This window comes from Bradyrhizobium sp. UFLA05-112 (assembly GCF_053572325.1).
On sequence record NZ_JBANBK010000002.1, the window covers coordinates 221,544 to 239,350 of the forward strand.

Here is a 17,807-nt window from a genome sequence, read left to right on the forward strand (position 1 = left end):
GATTCCGGGTTCGGCTCTTCGAGCTGCCCCGGAATGACGACCACCAGGCTTTAGGAGGGTGAAGGTATTTCAGTAGTTCTTGACTCATTTCTCATCTAGTCATCTATATGACTATATGAATTCAGCCCCGCTCGACGACCGCCTGCCACGCTACCAGCGCCTGCGCGACGATCTCGCCGCGCGGATCAACCGCAATGAATGGAGGCCGGGCGAGCCGATTCCGTCCGAAGCCGAGCTCGCCGCGCATTACGGCGTCGCGATCGGCACCGTGCGGAAGGCGATCGATCAGCTCGTCAGCGACACCGTGCTTGAGCGCCAGCAGGGCCGCGGCACCTTCGTCCGCCGCGCGCGCTTCAACTCCTCGCTGTTCCGCTTCTTCCGCTTCCAGTCCGAGAGCGGCGAGCGCCGCGTGCCGCAAAGCCGCATCCTCAGGCGGAAATGCGTGCCGGCAACCTCTGCCGTCGCATCCGCGCTGCGTATCTCCGTCGGCGAGCCCGTGATCAGTCTGTCGCGCCTGCGCCTGATTGACGACGTGCCGCTGCTTGCCGAAGAGATCTGGCTGCAAAAGTCGCGCTTCGCGGCGATCCTCGACATCGACCCGTCCGAGTTCGGCGACCTGCTTTATCCGCTCTACGAGGAGCGCTGCGGCGAGGTCGTGGTGTCGGCGGAGGAAATCCTGACCGTCGAGACTGCGAGCGAGATGCAGGCTCGCCTGTTGCGGCTCGAGGCCCGCGCGCCGCTGATCGTCATCGAGCGTCTCGCGCTCGATCTCGAGCGGCGCCCGATCGAATGGCGCCGCTCGCGCGGGCCGGCCAACCGCTTCCGCTACCACGCCGAGATCCGGTGAGCGCGAGCGAAAACGACATCAAGCAATAACCAATTTTCAGGGAAGAGACGATGGCAAACTGGTACAGCGAAAGCTCGCCGCTCGAGCGGCGCACCTTCTGGGCAAGCTTCGGCGGATGGGCGCTGGATGCGCTCGACGTCCAGATGTTCGGCCTTGCGATCCCCGCGCTGATCGCGGCCTTTGGCATCAGCAAGGCCGATGCCGGCCTGCTTGGCTCGGTCACCCTGTTCTTCGGCGCTTTCGGCGGCTGGCTTGGCGGCGCGCTCGGTGACCGCTTCGGGCGCGTCAAGGCGTTGCAGATCACGGTCGCTGCCTTCGCGCTTGCGACCTTTGCCAGCGCTTTTGCGATGAGCTTTGCGCAACTCCTGGTCCTGAAGGCCATCCAGGGCCTCGGCTTCGGCGCCGAATGGGCCTGCGGCGCGGTGCTGATGGCCGAGATCATCCGTCCCGAGCATCGCGGCAAGGCGCTCGGCTCGGTGCAGAGCGCCTGGGCGGTGGGGTGGGGCGCAGCCGTGCTGCTGTCGGCGCTGGTCTTCACTTATGCGCCGGCGGATATCGCGTGGCGGATCCTGTTCGCGGTCGGACTGTTGCCCGCGCTCCTCATCATCTTCATCCGCCGCGGCCTGAAGGAGCCGCAGCGCGTGGCACCGAGCGCAGCTCAGCCGCCGTTCTTTGCCACACTCGCCGGCATCTTCCATCGCGACGTGCTGCGCGCGACGCTGATCGGCGGTCTCTTCGGTACTGGTGCCCATGGCGGCTATGCCGCGCTGACCACGTTCCTGCCGACATACCTGCGCGAGGTGCGGCATCTGTCGGTGCTGGGCTCGAGCGGCTATCTCGCCGTCATCATCGTCGCCTTCTTCTGCGGCTGCGTGACGAGCGGCATCATCAGCGACCGCATCGGCCGCAGAGCCAACGTCGCGTTCTTCGCCACCACCTGCATCGTCACCGTGCTTATCTACATCTTCGCGCCGCTGACCAATTCGCAGATGCTGGTGCTGGGTTTTCCCCTCGGCTTCTTCTCCGCGGGCATTCCGGCGAGCATGGCCGCGCTGTTCAGCGAGCTCTATCCGGCAGGCGTGCGCGGCACCGGCGTCGGCTTCTGCTACAATTTCGGCCGCGTCGTCTCCGCCGCGTTTCCGTTTCTCGTCGGCTATCTCAGCGACCATATCGGGCTTGGGCCGGCGATCGGGATCGACGCGGCGTTTGCCTATTCGCTGGTGCTGATCGCGGTGCTGCTGCTGCCCGAGACCCGGGGCAAGGTGTTCGAGCAGGCCGTAGCCGGCACACGAGCCTGAGCTGCGAATGTGGAGTAACGAGCATGACGACAGGCGAATGCGGCCTCACGCGCCGTCAATTCGGCGCGGGCGCCGTTGCCCTTGCCTCGGTGATCGCCAGTACGGGCAAGGCGGTGAGTGAGGTGACGATGCCTGCGATCGACACCCACGCGCACGTCTTTCACCGTGGCCTGAAGCTTGCGCCCGGCCGGCGTTACGCGCCGGACTATGACGCGCTGCTCGATCTCTATCTTGAGCAGCTCGATCGCAACGGCATGACCAACGGCGTGCTGGTGCAGCCGAGCTTTCTCGGCACCGACAATTCCTATCTCGTCGAATGTCTGAAGGCGGCCGGCGGTCGGCTGCGCGGCATCGCCGTCGTCGATCCCGCGATTCCTGCCGAGGAGCTTGCCGCGCTCGACCGCGCCGGCATCGTCGGCATCCGTCTCAATCTCGTCGGCCAGCCCTTGCCGGATCTCACTGCGCCCGAATGGAAGGCGCTGCTGGCATCGGTCAAATCGCTGGGCTGGCAGGTCGAGATCCAGCGCAACGCCTCCGGTCTCGCAACGCTCGCGCCGCAGCTTCTCGACCGCGGTGTCGCCGTCGTGCTCGATCATTTCGCTCTGCCGGATCCAAAGCTCGGCGTCACCGACCCGGGCTTCCTAGCGGCGCTGAAGCTGGGCGCGACCAGAAATGTCTGGGTCAAGGTCTCCGCGCCGTACCGCAATGGTCCGGCCGGCGAGAGTTTTGCGAAGGAAGCCTATCCGCTGCTGCGCGCCGCTTACGGTCTCGACCGCCTTTTGTGGGGCAGCGACTGGCCGCACACGCAGTTCGAGGCGATGCAAAGTTACGAGAAGAACCGACGCTTTCTCGACGAGCTCGTCACGGACAAGGACGAGCGCGCGCAAGTGCTGGCATCGCCGTATCAGCTTTTCCGCTTCTAATTTCTTTCGCGCGATTGCACCGAGTGCTCCGAGTTTTGGGGCATGACGGTTGCTACCATCGGCCTGTAACATGCAGGCCGATGCAGCCGGTCGAGGCTGTACATTGCGTGAGGGAAGAAGGATGCAACGCCGCTACATCACCGTCGACGTATTCACCAACCGCGCCTTCGGCGGCAACCAGCTCGCCGTCGTGCTCGATGCCGGCGGGCTGTCGACGCAGCAGATGCAGGCGATCGCGACCGAGTTCAACTATTCCGAGACCACGTTCGTGCTGCCGCCGCGCGACAAGGCGAACGATGCGGAGGTGCGCATCTTCACGCCCGTCAGGGAGCTTCCCTTTGCCGGACATCCCAACGTCGGCACGGCGTTCGTGCTCGCGACGCTTGCCAAGGAGCCGAAACAGCGACTGCTGTTCGAGGAGAAGGCCGGCCTCGTGCCGGTGGACATTCAGCGGGAGCAGGGCCGGGTGGTCAACGCCGAGCTCACCGCGCCGCAGCCGCTGAGCCGCCTCTCGCAGCTTTCCGCAAGCGACGTTGCAGCGTGTCTTTCGCTGAGTGCGGAAGACATCGGGCTGGATCGGCATGCGCCGCAGATTGTCGGTGTGGGAACGCCGTTCGTGGTGGCGGAAGTGCGCTCGCGCGATGCGGTGAAGCGGGCGAAGCCCGACGCCGCGGCGTTCGGCCGGGTGTTGCCGCGTGACGGCGCCTTCGCAGTTTATTTCTACACGCGGGACGTGCCTGCAGCGGAAGCGCCTAGCGATCTCCAGGCGCGGATGTTCTTCCCCGGCGCAAGCGGCCTGATCGAGGACCCCGCCACCGGCAGCGCTACGGTCGCGGCCGCTGCCCTGTTTGCCGATCTCGATCCCCGGCACGAGGGCGAGTTGAAGCTCACCATCGGCCAGGGATTTGACATGGGCAGGCCGAGCATCCTGCTGACGCGCGTGCGCAAGCAGAACGGCGGGCTTCTGTCCTCCCATGTCGGCGGCCAGTGCGTGCAGATGATGGAAGGGACGTTCCGTCTGACGGGCGAGGCGTAGGCTCTCTCCGGTCGTCATTCCGGACTCGCGCTTCGCGCGCCCGGAATGACGGCACCTACACCTGCCGCCCTGCCAAATTCTCCACCTTCACCCCGTCGCGCTCCTCGATGATCTCCGCGATCATCTGACGGTGGCAGTGGGTGTGGTCGCGCTCGTAGCAGAGCAGGCAGACGGGGCCGGCCTTCTTCACCAGCGCCGACAATTCGTCGAGCTCTTCCTTCGCTTGCGGCGTCTTCAGGTGCTTTGAGTAGATCTTCTCGAGCACCGCATACTCGCCGCTGCGCGCGGCAAGCCGCCCCTCCTTGGGCGTGCCGAGGGCCGCGAGGTGGACGTAGGCGATGCCACGCTCGTCGAGCCCCGCCGCGAGCTGCTTCTTGGAAAAGCCCGGCCGGCGCGACGACGTCACCGCGCGCACGTCGACGAGCAGCTTGACGCCGGCCTGCTCCAACTCGTCCAGCACGGCCTTGGGCGGCGTCTGCTCGTAGCCGATGGTGAACAGCTTCTTCGCTTTGGCCATGCCGGACCTCAGGCGACCCGCGCGATCAGTTCCATGGCGCCGGCCGGCGCGCGCACCTTGCCCTCGTGGATGACATAGGCGAACACGTCGCGCGGCTCCTTTTTTGGCTTTGCCTTGTCAACTTTCGGCAGGTCATCCGGTTCACTGCCTGAGGCCCAGGCCTGAAACCGCTTGCCCCAGGCATCGAGATCCCTGGGCGGATAGCAGGACTTCAGTTCGTCATTGCCCTTCTGAAGCCGTGCATAGACGAAATCGCTGACGACGTCGGCGATCGCCGGATATTTGCCGTGCTCGGCGAACACGACCGGCGTCTCGAACTCGCGCAGCAGCGCGACGAAGTCGGGCGTGCAGAAGCTGTCGTGACGGACCTCGACGACATGGCGTAGCGCGCGTCCGTCGAGCTTGCGCGGCAACAGCTCGAGGAACTTGCCGAAGTCTGCGCCGTCGAACTTCTTGGTCGGCGCGAACTGCCAGAGCACGGGCCCGAGGCGATCGCGCAGCTCCAGCACACCGGAATCATAGAACCGCTTGATGGAATCGCCGGCCTCCGCCAGCACCCGCCGGTTGGTGGCAAAGCGCGGCCCCTTGACCGAGAAGACGAATCCATCCGGCACTTCGGAGGCCCATTTACGAAAGCTCTCCGGCTTCTGTGAGCCGTAATAGGTGCCGTTGATCTCGATCGAGGTCAGCTTCGATGCGGCATAGGACAGCTCCTTCGCCTGGGTGAGCTTTTCCGGATAGAACACGCCGCGCCAGGGCTCGAAGGTCCAGCCGCCGACACCGATGAAGATGTTGCCCGATTTTTGCGACGCGGTTTTTGCTTTGGCCACGGGAGGATCTCGCGCGGATGGGGGGAGGACTTGCATCCTAAAGCATGATCCGGAAAAGTGTGAAGCGGTTTTCCGAAAAGATCATGCTCAAGCAATAACCTAAAGCGCGATCTTATCGCGCTTTAGTCGCGAGATGTGATTGGCCAGTTGCGGCGTCCCGTCTAAGGTCGCTCTCCGGGATCTGCGATAAAGGGAGAACAAGATGCGGATGCTGATCGCGCTGGCGCTGGTCATGATGACGTCTGCTGCCATTGCCGATGATGACGATGCGGGAGGGGCGCACAAGCTGGCGATTCAGGGCCGCGACGACTATTGGCACTGCCTGGCGCGGGAATATTCACGCGACAGCAATCAGGGCCTCTCGGAACAGGATTTTTCGCGCTCGGTCGCGGGCGCCTGTCCTTCCGAGCGGCAGTATTATCGGGTCGCGTTGCTCGACTATCTGACGACGCAATATCCCAACATCGATGCCGGCGCTCATCTCGCGACCGCGAACAGGGCGGTCGAATCGGCGCAGAAGGATATCGTGACGGCCTTCGCGAAGCACAGGGCGCCTCAGCGCTAGCTGTTCATGCATTAACCGTCGGAACCCGGCCCCCTTCCGGCGGCTGGCGCTTCCATGATATTGTTTCAATACATTGCAACAGGAATGGGCAGGCATGACGTCTGAGTCGATCGGAGGCATTTTTGGCGCGATCGTCGCAGCTGTCGTGCTGGCGGTTGCCGTCGTGTTCGGGCCGATCGGCCAATACGGCAAGCCGCAGAAACCGAGGGCGGCCGCCCAGCCTGAGGCCGCAGCACCCGCGGCTCCGGCCGCGCCTGCCCCGCGCGGACCGGTCATCCGCGAAGTGCCAAACCAATAGGCCGGCCCTCTTGCGGAGGGCCAGTGTCGTTCCTATCTAGCCCATAAGGGCGACGTCGCAGCTTATCGCTCCGGCGCCGGGACGACCTTGGAATAGCTTGGCTGCGCCGGATGTACGCGTGGCTCGTTATTCTGGGGTCGTTGGCATTTTCGTACCCCCTTTGGGGGCTTTCCCCTTAAAACCCCGGCTTGGCATTGCGGGACGCGGCGGATATACGCTCCCCGTCATGAACGAAGCTATCAGGCCGGCCCCCGATTCCCCGCCGCAGGCCCCGCAATCGGGTCCACGGTCGCCAGAGCTTTCCGTTGTCGTTCCCACCTTCAACGAGCGCGACAATGTCACGGTCCTGTACCGGCGGCTGGAGGCGACTCTGGCCGGCATCGCCTGGGAGGTCGTGTTCGTCGACGACAATTCGCCCGACGGAACCTGGGACGTGGTGCGCGCGCTCGCCAGGCGCGACAGTCGCGTTCGCTGCATCCGCCGCATCGGCCGCCGCGGCCTGTCGGGCGCCTGCATCGAAGGCATTTTGGCCTCGAGCGCACCCTATGCGGCCGTGATCGACGCCGATCTCCAGCATGACGAGACGCAACTGCCGAAGATGCTCTCGCTGCTCGCGAGCGGAGAGGCCGAACTCGTCGTCGGCAGCCGCTATATCGAGGGCTACAAGAGCGAAGGCTTCAACAAGCAGCGCGCCGGCGCCAGCGCGCTTGCGACCGAAGTCGCCAAGCAGGTACTGCAGGTCGAGATCGCCGACCCCATGAGCGGCTTCTTCATGATCCGCACCGACCGTTTCGAACAACTGGCGCCGAAACTCTCGGTGCACGGCTTCAAGATCCTGCTCGATATCGTCGCGACCGCGCAAGGCAGCTTACGCGCCGTCGAAATTCCCTACACCTTCGGCGCGCGCCAGCACGGCGAGAGCAAGCTCGATTCCATGGTCGCGCTCGACTTCCTGGGCCTGGTGCTGGCGAAGCTTACCAACGACGCGGTGTCGCTGCGCTTCCTCCTGTTCGCGATGGTCGGCGGCATCGGCCTCGTCGTGCATCTCATGACGCTGTTCATCGGGCTCGAGATCTTCAAGGCGCCGTTCGCGGAGGCGCAGGCCTCAGGCGCTCTCGTCGCCATGACCAGCAACTTCGTCCTCAACAATTTCCTCACCTATCGCGACCAGCGACTGAAGGGCTTTGCGATCCTGCGCGGCCTGATCGCCTTCTACATCGTCTGTAGCGTCGGCCTGTTCGCCAATGTCGGCGTCGCCTTCTCGGTCTACGATCAGGAGCCGATCTGGTGGCTTGCCGGCATGGCCGGTGCGCTGATGGGCGTGGTGTGGAACTACGCGATGTCCGGGCTGTTCGTCTGGCGCAAGAAATAGCGCATCATGGGCGGAGTTGACGCGCGGATTGTCCGCAACACCGCGCTCATTGTCGCTGCGCTGGTCGTGCTGCGGCTGGTCGCCGCCGCCTTCACGCCGATCACCTTCGACGAAGCCTATTACTGGATGTGGTCGAAGAGTCTGGCGGGCGGCTACTACGACCACCCGCCGATGGTCGCCTACGTCATCCGCGCCGGCACGATGATCGCTGGTGACACCGAGCTCGGCGTGCGGCTGGTCTCGATCCTGCTCGCGCTGCCGATGAGCTATGCGGTGTATCGCGCCGCCGAGATCCTGTTCGGCGGCGCGCGCGTTGCCGCAACCAGCGCGATCCTGCTCAACGTGACGCTGCTGGCCGCGGTCGGCACGCTGATCATCACGCCCGATGCGCCGCTGCTGGTCGCCTCCAGCTTCGTGCTGTTCTTCCTCGCAAAGGTGCTGGAGACCGGCCGCGGCATGTGGTGGCTTGCGGTGGGCGCTGCGGTCGGCGCCGCGCTGCTGTCGAAATACACCGCATTGTTCTTCGGTGTCGCGATCCTGATCTGGCTCGCCGCGGTGCCGAAGCTGCGGCGCTGGTTCATCTCGCCCTGGCCCTATCTCGGCGGCATCGTGGCGTTTGCTATCTTCTCGCCGGTGGTCTTCTGGAATGCCGATCATCAATGGGTGTCGTTCCTCAAGCAGCTCGGCCGCGCGCGGATCGAGGATTTCCGCCCCGTCTTCATCGCCGAGCTCGTTCCGACGCAATTCGCATTCGCAACTCCGCTTGTCTTCATCCTCGGTGCGATGGGGCTTCATGCGCTGACATGGCGGCGGATCGGAGCGTCGGCCTCGCGCATCCTGGTCGAGGCGATGTTCTGGACCATCGTCGTCTATTTCGTCTGGCATTCGCTGCACGCCCGCGTCGAGGCCAACTGGTTCGCGCCGGTCTATCCCGCCTTCGCGGTCGCAGCCGCGGTGGCCGCGCACATCGCGCAATGGAAGCCACGGCAGCAGGAGCTCGTCGCCTTCTGCCTGAAATGGGCGGCGCCCGCCGGCATCGTGATGTTTGCAGCCCTGATCGTGCAGGCCAACACCGGCTGGCTATCCGGCTATCGCCGCGACGCCACCGTGCGCAGCGTCGGCGTCGGCTGGCGCGCGCTCGCATCCGAGATCGAGGCGGTTCGCGCGAAGACCGGCGCCAGCTGCATCCTCGCGCCGGACTATGGCACCACGGCCTGGCTCGCCTTCTATCTGCCGCGTGGCGCCTGCGTGGTCCAGCGGGACCAGCGAATCCGTTGGGTCAACATGGGCGAGCCTGATCCGACACTCCTGGCCGGCAAGCTGCTCTATGTCGACGAGCTGCGCGCGGACGGTCATCCCTTCCTCAACGATATCTTCTCGCAGGTGACGCGCGTTGCGGAATTGCAGCGCAAGCGGGGGCCGCTTGTCGTCGAGACCTACGGGATCGATTTGCTGGAAGGCGCCAAGGGCGAGGTTCTCGACCGGTCGCCGCCGCCGGAAGCCCGGTAACGGACGTCGAGCTCTCAGCCCGCGACGTTGGCCTCAGCCGCGGCTTGTCCCGGCTGCCGCTCTTCGTGCCAGAACCAGACGGTAACCGCACGGGTGCGGCCGCGAACCTGCGTCTGCAACGGTCCCGTCAGAATGCCATAGGGATCACCGTGGAAGTCGGCCGCGTCCAGCAGCGTATCGCTGAACGCGAGCCGCGCATCGTGCTGGGCGGCGACCTCCATCAACCGGTTCGCCACGTTGACGTTGTCGCCCGTCGCGGTGATGTGCTGGTGGCTTCCGCCGAGACGCGAGGCGACTATGGGGCCGAAATGCGCGCCGATCTTAAAGCCGAGCTGATCCCTGTATGGTGCCGGCAGCGATGCCCTCCAGCTTTCCACAACGCGGTGCAGGTCGATCGAGCATTTCACGGCACGGGCTGCGTCGTCGGGCGCTGCGCGCGGCAGGCCGAACAGGATCATGGCGCCGTCGCCGAGAAATCCGGTGATCATTCCACCGGATGAGACCGCCGTCTTGTCGACCAGCGCATGAAACGACTTGAGCAGGTCGCGAAGTGTGTCCGGGTCGAGCCGTTCGCTGAGCGCGGTGAAGCCGGAGAGGTCGATGAAGACGACGGCGGCATTCTGATGGACCGGCTCGCTCAGGAAATCGGGATCGCGCGCCAGCCACTCCTGCACGGCGGGCGCCTGGAATTGTGCCAGCGATCTGCTTCTTGCCGTCAGGTACTGCGTTCTGCGGCTCCCCGCCCATAATTGCACGCCGGCAAAGATTGCAACCGGCGGCACCGCGGCCGCGAGCGTAGTTGCGGCGTTGAGCCAAATGCCGTGCGTGAACGCGAACAGGTTGAGAGCGGCCCACACCATCACCACCACGGCGGCCGCAATGAGGCCGATCGCACTTCGCCGCCAGGCAAGCAGGCCCACCAGGACCATCGGCAGCAGGATCGCGGCGAATGCGTCGGCGACATGAACCTTGCGGTCGCGCTCGATGCCGTCGCCGGCGACGAGATGCGTGATCGCGGTCGAGACGACCTCGACGCCGGGCATCAGGGTATCGAACGGCGTCGGGAAGAAATCGCCGCCGCCGGCGACCGATGCGCCGATCACGACGATCCGGTTCTCGATTGTATCGCGATCGAGCGTGCCGTCGAAAACGTTCTGCGCGCTGAGGGTGCGGATCGTGCGGCGCGGGCCGTAATAGGTGATCGGTAGCGAAAAGTCGGTGTCGGTCGGGATCGTACGATCGCCGAGCATGAGATGATCAGGGGCAATCGTCAGCGGCTGGCCGAGCGCGCGACTCGCCACACGCAGCGGAAACGACAGCTCTACCTTGTCGCCCGTCCGGAACAGCATCGGGACCGAGAGCGGGGAGCCTGACTGCCCCGTCGCAACGTTGACGATGCCGACCTCGGCGTGATCGGCGAAGGCCGGTAGCGGCAGCAGGAAACGCTCGGCCTGGGGCAGGGCGGCGAGCGGCCCTTCGCTGCTCGTTGCCACGGTATCGCTGGCGGTTGGAAAGATTGCCGCGGCGGCCAGGACGGTGGACGCGGCGGCGAGCGAACGCGCCAGCATGGCATCGCCGAGTCTGGCGCCGGGATCGACCAGCAGGAGGTCGACGGCGATGACCTTCGGCTTGAACTGCGCGATGGCATCGACGACGCGCGCGAGGTCGGCGCGGGGAAGCGGATAGCGGCCGCCGCGCTTCACGACGGTGTCGTCGATCGCAATGATGGTGACGAGATCGGGGGGAGATTGCGGGCCGCGCGCCAGCGTTCGCAAGTCCGTGAGCGTTGCCTCGAGACGATCGAGAAACCGCAGATGGCCGTTCGCGTGAGCGACGTAAATAGCGCCGCCCCACAGCGCGGTGAGGACGAGCGCAAGGAGGATTTGAACGCGTCGGCTACTCATACCCGTCGTTCTGCTGTCACCTATCGTCCGAGCCTCTATCGTCCGAGCCTCTATTGTCCGAGCCTCTATCGTCCGAGTCTTGCCATCAAGGCGTCGATGCGCGGCTGGCCCCAACGCTTGACCTCCGCCATGCTGGTTGCATCGACGTCGACGCCTTCGCCCGGTCCGAGCACGACGGCCCGCCCGCGCGCCCTGCGGCTGACGCCGACACGTCCGTCGGCGACGAACACGGCCGTCTTGCTGCCGTCGGCGGCATCGACGGCCCATCTCGTGCCGCGCACCGCGGCGATCGCCTGTGGCGTCAGCACCTTGAAGGGATTGCCGCCGGGCTTCTTGGGAACCTCGACCAGCAGCGCCTTGCTGCTCAACTCGACCGAGTCGATATGTCCGTCGCGGTTGGCGTCCTTAAGTTCAAATCTGGCGCCATTTTCCGCAACGATCGTGATGCCGTTGTCGCAGCGCCAGGTCTGCGTTCCCGCGGCCGACGGCGTTGACGTGCAGCCCGCACCGGCAGGCTGCGCGACAGCCTGTCCGATCAACAAGAACGACGACGCCAGAGCCAAAAATCCGGCGTGTGCGACCCTTCTCATGCCAGCCTCCATTGGCGTGCTCGGCACATTTCAAGGCGATGTTGATACGGTACCGTATCACTCGCAGAGGCTGCTGAAAAGTGCCGCGGTTGGACCTATTTTGCCGCGGGGCTCTTTTCCAGGCGAGGCGTGATCAACTCTCGGTCAGCGCGCGGTGTCGCGTGAGCGCCCGGGGGCGCGATGTGAATGGTGTCGGCTGGCGCATCGCGTCTTGCACCGAAGGAGTCCGCCAGCCTCGCGCAACGCTCCGTTGCTATGATCCGCCGGCGTTCGAGATCACGAAAAGGCCGTGGTTGGATGCGTCATGAGGTGCGGCCGGAGGCGGCAGGTCATCGCGCCAAACCGGTCGACAAACATGGTTAACAATTTCGACTAAGTCCGTAATTCTGCGGGCTTTTTCCCGAAACGGGACAACCTTTTAAAGGTTGCCCCACATCTGCCCGAACTTAATCCGCATTTAACTAAAAGTCGCCTTAATGACGCTCCGACCCTCTGCGAGATGCAGCTTTCGGACCGTGACCAGCAGCGGCACTTCGAAGGGGGACTGAGTGACACCGTCCTGGACGCAAGGCGAATGAGTACGAGTATCGCTGCGCAAAGTAACGCGGCACGGAAGTCCAAGAAGAATTCTCGGAAGTCTTCCCGGAAAGTGACCACCCAGACGATCGTCGGCGCCGCCGCGATCGGCTGCCTCGTGCTGGGCGCCGGCTGGACCGTCTACAACAACGTCTTCGGTGCGAACGTCTATCCGACCGTTGGCACCGCCGGCTACGACGAGCCCGTGATCAAGCGCGCGCCGAAGGTCGCGCTGCGCGAGGCTGGCGAAGCGGTGAAGGAAGTTTTTGCGATGCTGCCCGATCGCGGGCAGGTGGTCACGCCGATCACGCGCGAAATGTTCAACGAGCGTTTTGCCGCCGCAGCCCCGCAGGGCGTGGAGTCGAATGCGGCGAGCGCCGTACCGCAGGCTCCCGCGACGAAAATTGCCGACGCCAAGGAGGCTGCGAAGCCTGTCGCGCCTGTGAAGGTTGCGGAAGCGCCGAAGGCGCAAGGCCCCGCCAAGATCGCAGACGCCGCGAAGGCCAAGCGCGGCGCAGATGTGCCGGTGCAGGTTGCCTCGGCCGAGCCGGCCGAGACCGCCCGCGTGCCAGAGGCAAAGCCCACGAAATCTTTCGCCGATCGCGCGAAGGCGGCGGTGATGGCGATCACCGGACCGCGGCAGTCGATGGTCGAGAAGCTCTGGGGCAAGCGCGAGCCGTCGGGCGGCTTGCTGGCTTACGCTTCAGCCGATGCCAGCGTGACCGCGAGCATCGCGCCGAAAGAGCAGAACCCGATGCTGGGCGGTGCGCCACCCTATGACCGCGACACTGCGGTCTACGACATCACCGCGAAGACGGTGTATCTGCCCGACGGCACCAAGCTCGAGGCGCATTCCGGCCTCGGCTCCAATCTCGACGACCCGCGCTCCTCACGGGTCCGCATGCGCGGCGTGACACCGCCGCACATCTACAACCTGAAGCCGCGCGAGGCGCTGTTCCACGGCGTGCCCGCGTTGCGGCTGACGCCGATCGGCGGCGAAAACGCGATCTACGGCCGCGACGGCCTGCTCGCGCACACCTTCATGCTCGGACCGAACGGCGATTCCAACGGCTGCGTGTCGTTCCGCGACTACTCCGCCTTCCTCGACGCCTACCGCAACAAGGGCATCCGCAAGCTCGCCGTGCTCGCGCGAGTGGAGTGACGCGACGCGTTAAGCCGCTGCCGTCTTGCGCAGCGCCATTTCCATCGCAATCGCGTCCCGCACGGCGGGCCGCGCCTGCATGCGGGCGAGATAGTCGGCCAGCGAGGGCCATTGCGCAATGTCGACGCCTGCAGGACGGAGCAGCAGCAAGGCCCAGGTGAAATGCGCATCCGCAACGGTGAAGCGGTCGCCGACGAGGAATTCGCGCTCGGCGAGATGCGTGGCGGGCACCGCTAGTGTCTGTCCGATTCTCGCACGCGGCTTCGCAAGCGACGCGTCGTCCTTGTACCAGAAGGTCGGAAACAGGAATGCCTTGTGGATCTCTGCGCCGATGAAGCTGAGCCACTCCTGCAGGCGATAGCGATTGGGATCACCGGGCCGCGGCGCAAGGTCGAGCTCAGGCTTCAAATCGGCGATATATTGCAGCACCGCCGCGCTCTCGGTCAGTCGTTCGCCGTTCTCCAGGACCAGGACCGGCACGGCGCCTTTCGGCGAAACGCTGTGGAAGTCGCTGCCGTCGTCCACGACCTTCTTGGTCCCGAGATCGACGAGGTGATAGCGCGCCTCGATGCCGGCCTCCATCAGCGCAATACGGCTGGCGAGCGAGCAGGCCATTGGCCGGAAGTAGAGCTGCAGCATGGGCTGATATGCTCCGTGTTCGGATTTGATCAGATCAGCGCATCGCCGCGCGCGATGACGGCAAAGCGGTCGGACAGTTCGGCGAGTGCAACGTCATGAACGGTTGCGGCGGCGATCGCGCCACCGCGGCCGTCAGGCAGGTCGCGCGTCGCGCAGGCATCCGATGCGATCGTGGTGCGCAGACCGAGATCGAGCGCGGCGCGCGCAGTCGAACTGACGCACATATGGGTCATGAAGCCCGCGAGGACGATGTTCTTGCGCCCGGTCGCGGCAAGCCGCGCTTGCAGGTCAGTGCCGGCAAACGCATTCGGCAGCGCCTTTTCGATCACCGGCTCGGTTGCGAGCGGTGCGAGAGTCGCAATGATCGCGCCGCGCTCGGCCTCGCGGTCGAACAGGCCGCCCGATCGGCCCTTGTGCGCGATGTGGAAGATCGCCGCACCGCTCTGCCGCGCGCGGGCCAACAGGTGAGCCGCGCGCGCGATGGCCGCCTCCGCATCGGACAGCGCCAGCGGGCCTGCGCGATATTCGTTCTGGAGATCGATCAGGACGAGACAGCTCTCGCCGAGCCGGGGCGGGCTCACATCAGCGCCGGCGAGTTGGAGCAGGGTCTTGGGAGCGGTCATGGTGAGGCTGCCTTTCGGTGACGTCAGCTCGACGAAACCTAGCGTAGCTCTGGCCTGCCATTGTGCAGGAATATTGCAGCAGATGGCTGCAAATTTGCAGGCGCGGCACCGTGCGTGCTACTAAATGGCTGCATGAACTGGGACGATCTGCGCATCATTGCGGCCGTGCGGGACGAGGGCACCTATGCCGGAGCCAGCGCACGGCTGCGCATCGATGAGACCACGGTCGGGCGCAGGCTCGCCCGCATCCAGCGCGACCTCGGCGTGCCCCTGTTCGAGGCGGTCGACGGATTGCGCCGGCCGACCCGCCACTGCGAAGCGGTGCTCGAGCACGTCAAGGCCATGGCGGCGCATATCGCCGCAATCGATCGCATCGGCGAGAGCGAGCCCGGCGCCGTCGGCCGTTTGCGCATCGCTTCCACCAATACCGTCGCCGAGGAACTGCTGGCGCCGCGCGCGCAAGGCTTTCTGCGCGACAATCCGGGGCTGACGCTGCAATTCCTCACCTCGAGCGAGAACGTGAAGTTCTCGCGCTGGCAAGCGGATCTCGCCATTCGCCTGCGCAAGCCAGACAAAGGTGATTTCACGATCTCGAAGCTCGCGGACGTGCGCCTGTACTTCTTTGAGCCTGCAAGGCGCAGCGACGGTGATCCGATCGTGTGCGCCTATCCGGACGAGCTCGATGCCATCCCCGAGGCGCAATTCCTGCGCGCGAAGCGGCTGAAGAATGCGCGCTGCGTCACCGACAACATCCGCGTCATGCGCACCCTGATCCAGTCGCATCAGGCGATCGGCGTGCTCCCCGAATATGGCTGCGAGGCGTTGCTCGCCGATCGCAGCCTGCGCACCACTTTGCTCGCAAGGCGCCGCGACGTCTGGCTGCTGGTGCAAAACCATCTCAAGCGCGATCCCGCAACGCGCCTGACGATCGAGTGGGTACGCTCCTGCTTCAGGGATTTCGCGCGGGAATGATTGATCAGCGCTTGACGAAGGTGAAGTTGCAGGGCCGCAGCTCGTTGCGTTTGCCGGTGCCGCGGGTGCGTTCGAATTGCGCGTCGATCGTGTACGCGTAGGCCGAGCCGGGAGCGGCATTGTTGACGGTATAGGCGCTCGGGCCCGTCGTGCCCCGCGCACTCAGCGTGGCCTTTCCATCCGCTGGAATTTGCCCCTCGATGGCCAGCCAGTTCACCTTTCCCTGGTCTGCATCCTCGGCGTGGAACGCTCCGTTCGCGATCGTGGCCGTGAGGCTCCTGGTATAGCCGAGCGCCTTGCCCGCATTCGCACAGCTGACGCTGACGTCCCATTTGCCGTCGAATTCCTTGCTCGCGACAAGCTTCGCGTCGGCTGTCGGGGCGAGCGCGGCTTTCGGTTTCAGGCCGTCGAGGCGCGCCCTCGCGAGATCGGCGAAGCTGCAGCTTGGAAACCGCGCGAGATGGTCTTCGAAGGCTGCGATGGTGCCGATCGCCTCGGCCGCCTTCCAGTGTGCCTCGGCGGTGGCACACGGATCAGGTCGCGGCGCAGCTTGAGGGGCCGCTGGGGCAATCGTCACCGACACCGGTCCGTTCAGGTAGAACTTTCCGATGATCGACAGTGAGAGCTCCGGGAGCTGGGTCTTGCCGCTCGTTTCGTAGACGTCGCCGCTGATGTCGCGAAAGATATCGCCGATCTCGTGCGGCTCCTCGATATGCTTCAGGAACGCGGACGTGTAGGGGCTGTTGCGGCCGCTTCCGTCCGCGGCCGTCTGGCCGGATTGGGTCGAGAACGACACGATCGTGCCGAGCGGCGCTTCGACTTTCGAAAGCCCGCGTCCGATCGATGCGGCGCGCGTCGCGCCGGCGGAACGCTTCAAGGTTTCGGCCAGCGGATTGTCGCGACAGGAGTCGAGCACCAGGATGCGCAGGTTCCTGGCCTGTTGCAGATCGTTCAGGATGTCATCGACGCGCACGAAGCGCTTCAGGTCTGCTTCGTCGGCGAGCACGGCGTCGATCGGCATCAGGTAGTTGACGCCGTTGTACTGCATCGCATGTCCACTGTAGTAGAACATGGCGACGTCGGCCCTGCCTGCGGCGCGCGCAAAGCGGATGGACAGATCCTGCATGTCGGCCTGGCGCAGGTCGATGCCTTTGATGACCTCGAAGCCGCTGCGCGTGAGCGCGGTCGCAACGTCTTCCGCATCGTGCGATGGATTGGCGAGCTGTGCCGTGTTGGCATAGGCGCCATTGCCGATGACCAGCGCCACCCGTGTCTCCGCCGATGCGGGACCCAGGCCAAGCCAGCAGGCGAGGAGGACGAAGTAAAACCTGCAAAGAGCACTCATGAATGCCCTCGGGGAAAACATCGAAAAATATCTTCCAGATTAACGCATGCTGGGCCGACATCAATGCCGACTCTGTGAAGCCGATCACAGTCGCCCGAGATTTGCGCGGGCAAGGACCGCCGACCAGTTGCTGGATGGCTGAGATCGGCCGCATCGACTCCATACATGGGAGGCCGTGCGTGACTGGTGAAATGGATTCCGGGCTCGCGTCGAGCGCCCCGGAATGACAACCCCAAACAAAAACCCCGGCATCGCTGCCGGGGTTTCGCATTTCGTGGTTTGCCTGAAACGGCTGGATCAGAAGTCCATGCCGCCCATGCCGCCGCCCGGGGGCATGGCGGGGCCGGCCGCGGCCTTCTTCGGCAGCTCGGCGACCATGGCCTCTGTGGTGATCAGCAGCGCCGCCACGGAGGAGGCGTTCTGGATCGCGGTGCGCACGACCTTGGTCGGGTCGATGATGCCCTTGGTGACGAGGTTGCCGTACTCGCCGGTCTGCGAGTCGAAGCCGTAGGCGTACTGATCCTTCTCGAGGATCTTGCCGACGATCACCGAGCCGTCTTCACCGGCGTTGATCGCGATCTGGCGAGCGGGCCAGGACAGCGCCTTGCGCACGATCTCGACGCCGGTCTTCTGGTCGTCGTTCTTGGTGCGAAGGTTCTTGAGCTGCTCGGTGGCACGGAGCAGGGCGACGCCGCCGCCCGGAACGATGCCTTCCTCGACCGCCGCGCGGGTCGCATGCATCGCGTCATCAACGCGATCCTTGCGCTCCTTGACCTCGACCTCGGTCGCGCCGCCGACGCG

The 17,807-nt window shown here is 65.1% G+C and carries 18 protein-coding genes; 10 read left to right on the forward strand and 8 right to left on the reverse strand.

Annotated elements, in window-relative coordinates:
- Nucleotides 1-115: 115 nt before the first annotated feature.
- The 4 genes from SO180_RS02330 (at nt 116) to SO180_RS02345 (ending at nt 4,104) form a co-directional block, all read left to right on the forward strand.
- Nucleotides 116-847 carry a GntR family transcriptional regulator gene (locus tag SO180_RS02330; RefSeq protein ID WP_449377227.1) on the forward strand — a complete coding sequence of 244 codons (732 nt, stop codon included), beginning with the start codon at nt 116-118 and terminating at the stop codon, nt 845-847.
- A 50-nt stretch (nt 848-897) separates the two neighbouring features.
- A complete protein-coding gene (locus SO180_RS02335; protein WP_449377228.1) occupies nt 898-2,145 on the forward strand; it encodes an MFS transporter in 1,248 nt (415 codons plus the stop codon).
- 23 nt (nt 2,146-2,168) lie between these two features.
- Entirely contained in the window at nt 2,169-3,068 is a 900-nt protein-coding gene (locus tag SO180_RS02340) for an amidohydrolase family protein (protein WP_449377229.1), read from the forward strand.
- Nucleotides 3,069-3,189: 121 nt separating this feature from the next.
- The gene (locus SO180_RS02345; protein WP_449377230.1) at nt 3,190-4,104 is read left to right on the forward strand and encodes a PhzF family phenazine biosynthesis protein; all 915 of its coding nucleotides are present in this window, start codon (nt 3,190-3,192) and stop codon (nt 4,102-4,104) included.
- 55 nt (nt 4,105-4,159) lie between these two features.
- Here the strand turns inward: SO180_RS02345 and SO180_RS02350 are convergent, their stop codons facing one another.
- Nucleotides 4,160-4,621: a DUF488 domain-containing protein gene (locus tag SO180_RS02350; protein WP_449377231.1), complete on the reverse strand. Its 462-nt coding sequence runs from the start codon at nt 4,619-4,621 to the stop codon at nt 4,160-4,162.
- Nucleotides 4,622-4,629: 8 nt separating this feature from the next.
- A complete protein-coding gene (locus SO180_RS02355) occupies nt 4,630-5,487 on the reverse strand; it encodes a DUF72 domain-containing protein (RefSeq protein WP_449377232.1) in 858 nt (285 codons plus the stop codon).
- 166 nt (nt 5,488-5,653) lie between these two features.
- Between SO180_RS02355 and SO180_RS02360 the strand changes: the two genes are divergently transcribed.
- The 4 genes from SO180_RS02360 (at nt 5,654) to SO180_RS02375 (ending at nt 9,195) form a co-directional block, all read left to right on the forward strand.
- Nucleotides 5,654-6,016 carry a hypothetical protein gene (locus SO180_RS02360; protein ID WP_449377233.1) on the forward strand — a complete coding sequence of 121 codons (363 nt, stop codon included), beginning with the start codon at nt 5,654-5,656 and terminating at the stop codon, nt 6,014-6,016.
- Nucleotides 6,017-6,110: 94 nt separating this feature from the next.
- Nucleotides 6,111-6,314 (forward strand): hypothetical protein, encoded by a 204-nt coding sequence (locus SO180_RS02365; protein WP_449377234.1) that lies wholly within the window; start codon nt 6,111-6,113, stop codon nt 6,312-6,314.
- A 226-nt stretch (nt 6,315-6,540) separates the two neighbouring features.
- Entirely contained in the window at nt 6,541-7,686 is a 1,146-nt protein-coding gene (locus SO180_RS02370; RefSeq protein ID WP_449377235.1) for a glycosyltransferase family 2 protein, read from the forward strand.
- A gap of 6 nt (nt 7,687-7,692) precedes the next feature.
- Nucleotides 7,693-9,195, forward strand: a complete 1,503-nt coding sequence (locus SO180_RS02375) for a glycosyltransferase family 39 protein (RefSeq protein ID WP_449377236.1) — start codon at nt 7,693-7,695, stop codon at nt 9,193-9,195.
- A gap of 14 nt (nt 9,196-9,209) precedes the next feature.
- On the opposite strand, the gene SO180_RS02380 is transcribed toward SO180_RS02375, so the two are convergent.
- Together SO180_RS02380 and SO180_RS02385 are read right to left on the reverse strand one after the other, a co-directional pair.
- On the reverse strand, nt 9,210-11,099 hold the full coding sequence (locus SO180_RS02380) for a CHASE2 domain-containing protein (RefSeq protein WP_449377237.1): 1,890 nt from the start codon (nt 11,097-11,099) through the stop codon (nt 9,210-9,212).
- 65 nt (nt 11,100-11,164) lie between these two features.
- A complete protein-coding gene (locus tag SO180_RS02385) occupies nt 11,165-11,689 on the reverse strand; it encodes a FecR domain-containing protein (protein WP_449377238.1) in 525 nt (174 codons plus the stop codon).
- Nucleotides 11,690-12,263: 574 nt separating this feature from the next.
- On the opposite strand from SO180_RS02385, the gene SO180_RS02390 reads away from it, so the two are divergent.
- Nucleotides 12,264-13,427, forward strand: a complete 1,164-nt coding sequence (locus tag SO180_RS02390) for a DUF2778 domain-containing protein (RefSeq protein WP_449377239.1) — start codon at nt 12,264-12,266, stop codon at nt 13,425-13,427.
- Between the two features lie 9 nt (nt 13,428-13,436).
- Here SO180_RS02390 and SO180_RS02395 read toward each other — a convergent pair whose 3' ends face one another.
- The gene (locus SO180_RS02395) at nt 13,437-14,066 is read right to left on the reverse strand and encodes a glutathione binding-like protein (protein ID WP_449377240.1); all 630 of its coding nucleotides are present in this window, start codon (nt 14,064-14,066) and stop codon (nt 13,437-13,439) included.
- A gap of 29 nt (nt 14,067-14,095) precedes the next feature.
- The gene (locus SO180_RS02400; RefSeq protein WP_449377241.1) at nt 14,096-14,689 is read right to left on the reverse strand and encodes a cysteine hydrolase family protein; all 594 of its coding nucleotides are present in this window, start codon (nt 14,687-14,689) and stop codon (nt 14,096-14,098) included.
- Between the two features lie 132 nt (nt 14,690-14,821).
- Between SO180_RS02400 and SO180_RS02405 the strand changes: the two genes are divergently transcribed.
- A complete protein-coding gene (locus tag SO180_RS02405; protein WP_449377242.1) occupies nt 14,822-15,661 on the forward strand; it encodes a LysR family transcriptional regulator in 840 nt (279 codons plus the stop codon).
- 4 nt (nt 15,662-15,665) lie between these two features.
- Here the strand turns inward: SO180_RS02405 and SO180_RS02410 are convergent, their stop codons facing one another.
- Entirely contained in the window at nt 15,666-17,006 is a 1,341-nt protein-coding gene (locus SO180_RS02410) for a caspase family protein (RefSeq protein WP_449377243.1), read from the reverse strand.
- Between the two features lie 297 nt (nt 17,007-17,303).
- On the reverse strand, nt 17,304-17,807 hold a 504-nt coding region (locus SO180_RS02415), incomplete at its 5' end, for a TCP-1/cpn60 chaperonin family protein (protein ID WP_449377244.1).

What these genes read in the sequence shown, in the direction of transcription:
- SO180_RS02395 (WP_449377240.1), bottom strand. Translation starts at nt 14,066, where the DNA reads ATGCTGCAGCTCTACTTCCGGCCAATGGCCTGCTCGCTCGCCAGCCGT.
- SO180_RS02335 (WP_449377228.1), top strand. Translation starts at nt 898, where the DNA reads ATGGCAAACTGGTACAGCGAAAGCTCGCCGCTCGAGCGGCGCACCTTC.
- SO180_RS02385 (WP_449377238.1), bottom strand. Translation starts at nt 11,689, where the DNA reads ATGAGAAGGGTCGCACACGCCGGATTTTTGGCTCTGGCGTCGTCGTTC.
- SO180_RS02350 (WP_449377231.1), bottom strand. Translation starts at nt 4,621, where the DNA reads ATGGCCAAAGCGAAGAAGCTGTTCACCATCGGCTACGAGCAGACGCCG.
- SO180_RS02405 (WP_449377242.1), top strand. Translation starts at nt 14,822, where the DNA reads ATGAACTGGGACGATCTGCGCATCATTGCGGCCGTGCGGGACGAGGGC.
- SO180_RS02370 (WP_449377235.1), top strand. Translation starts at nt 6,541, where the DNA reads ATGAACGAAGCTATCAGGCCGGCCCCCGATTCCCCGCCGCAGGCCCCG.
- SO180_RS02360 (WP_449377233.1), top strand. Translation starts at nt 5,654, where the DNA reads ATGCGGATGCTGATCGCGCTGGCGCTGGTCATGATGACGTCTGCTGCC.
- SO180_RS02340 (WP_449377229.1), top strand. Translation starts at nt 2,169, where the DNA reads ATGACGACAGGCGAATGCGGCCTCACGCGCCGTCAATTCGGCGCGGGC.
- SO180_RS02390 (WP_449377239.1), top strand. Translation starts at nt 12,264, where the DNA reads ATGAGTACGAGTATCGCTGCGCAAAGTAACGCGGCACGGAAGTCCAAG.
- SO180_RS02345 (WP_449377230.1), top strand. Translation starts at nt 3,190, where the DNA reads ATGCAACGCCGCTACATCACCGTCGACGTATTCACCAACCGCGCCTTC.
- SO180_RS02355 (WP_449377232.1), bottom strand. Translation starts at nt 5,487, where the DNA reads ATGCAAGTCCTCCCCCCATCCGCGCGAGATCCTCCCGTGGCCAAAGCA.
- SO180_RS02410 (WP_449377243.1), bottom strand. Translation starts at nt 17,006, where the DNA reads ATGAGTGCTCTTTGCAGGTTTTACTTCGTCCTCCTCGCCTGCTGGCTT.
- SO180_RS02330 (WP_449377227.1), top strand. Translation starts at nt 116, where the DNA reads ATGAATTCAGCCCCGCTCGACGACCGCCTGCCACGCTACCAGCGCCTG.
- SO180_RS02380 (WP_449377237.1), bottom strand. Translation starts at nt 11,099, where the DNA reads ATGAGTAGCCGACGCGTTCAAATCCTCCTTGCGCTCGTCCTCACCGCG.
- SO180_RS02400 (WP_449377241.1), bottom strand. Translation starts at nt 14,689, where the DNA reads ATGACCGCTCCCAAGACCCTGCTCCAACTCGCCGGCGCTGATGTGAGC.
- SO180_RS02375 (WP_449377236.1), top strand. Translation starts at nt 7,693, where the DNA reads ATGGGCGGAGTTGACGCGCGGATTGTCCGCAACACCGCGCTCATTGTC.
- SO180_RS02365 (WP_449377234.1), top strand. Translation starts at nt 6,111, where the DNA reads ATGACGTCTGAGTCGATCGGAGGCATTTTTGGCGCGATCGTCGCAGCT.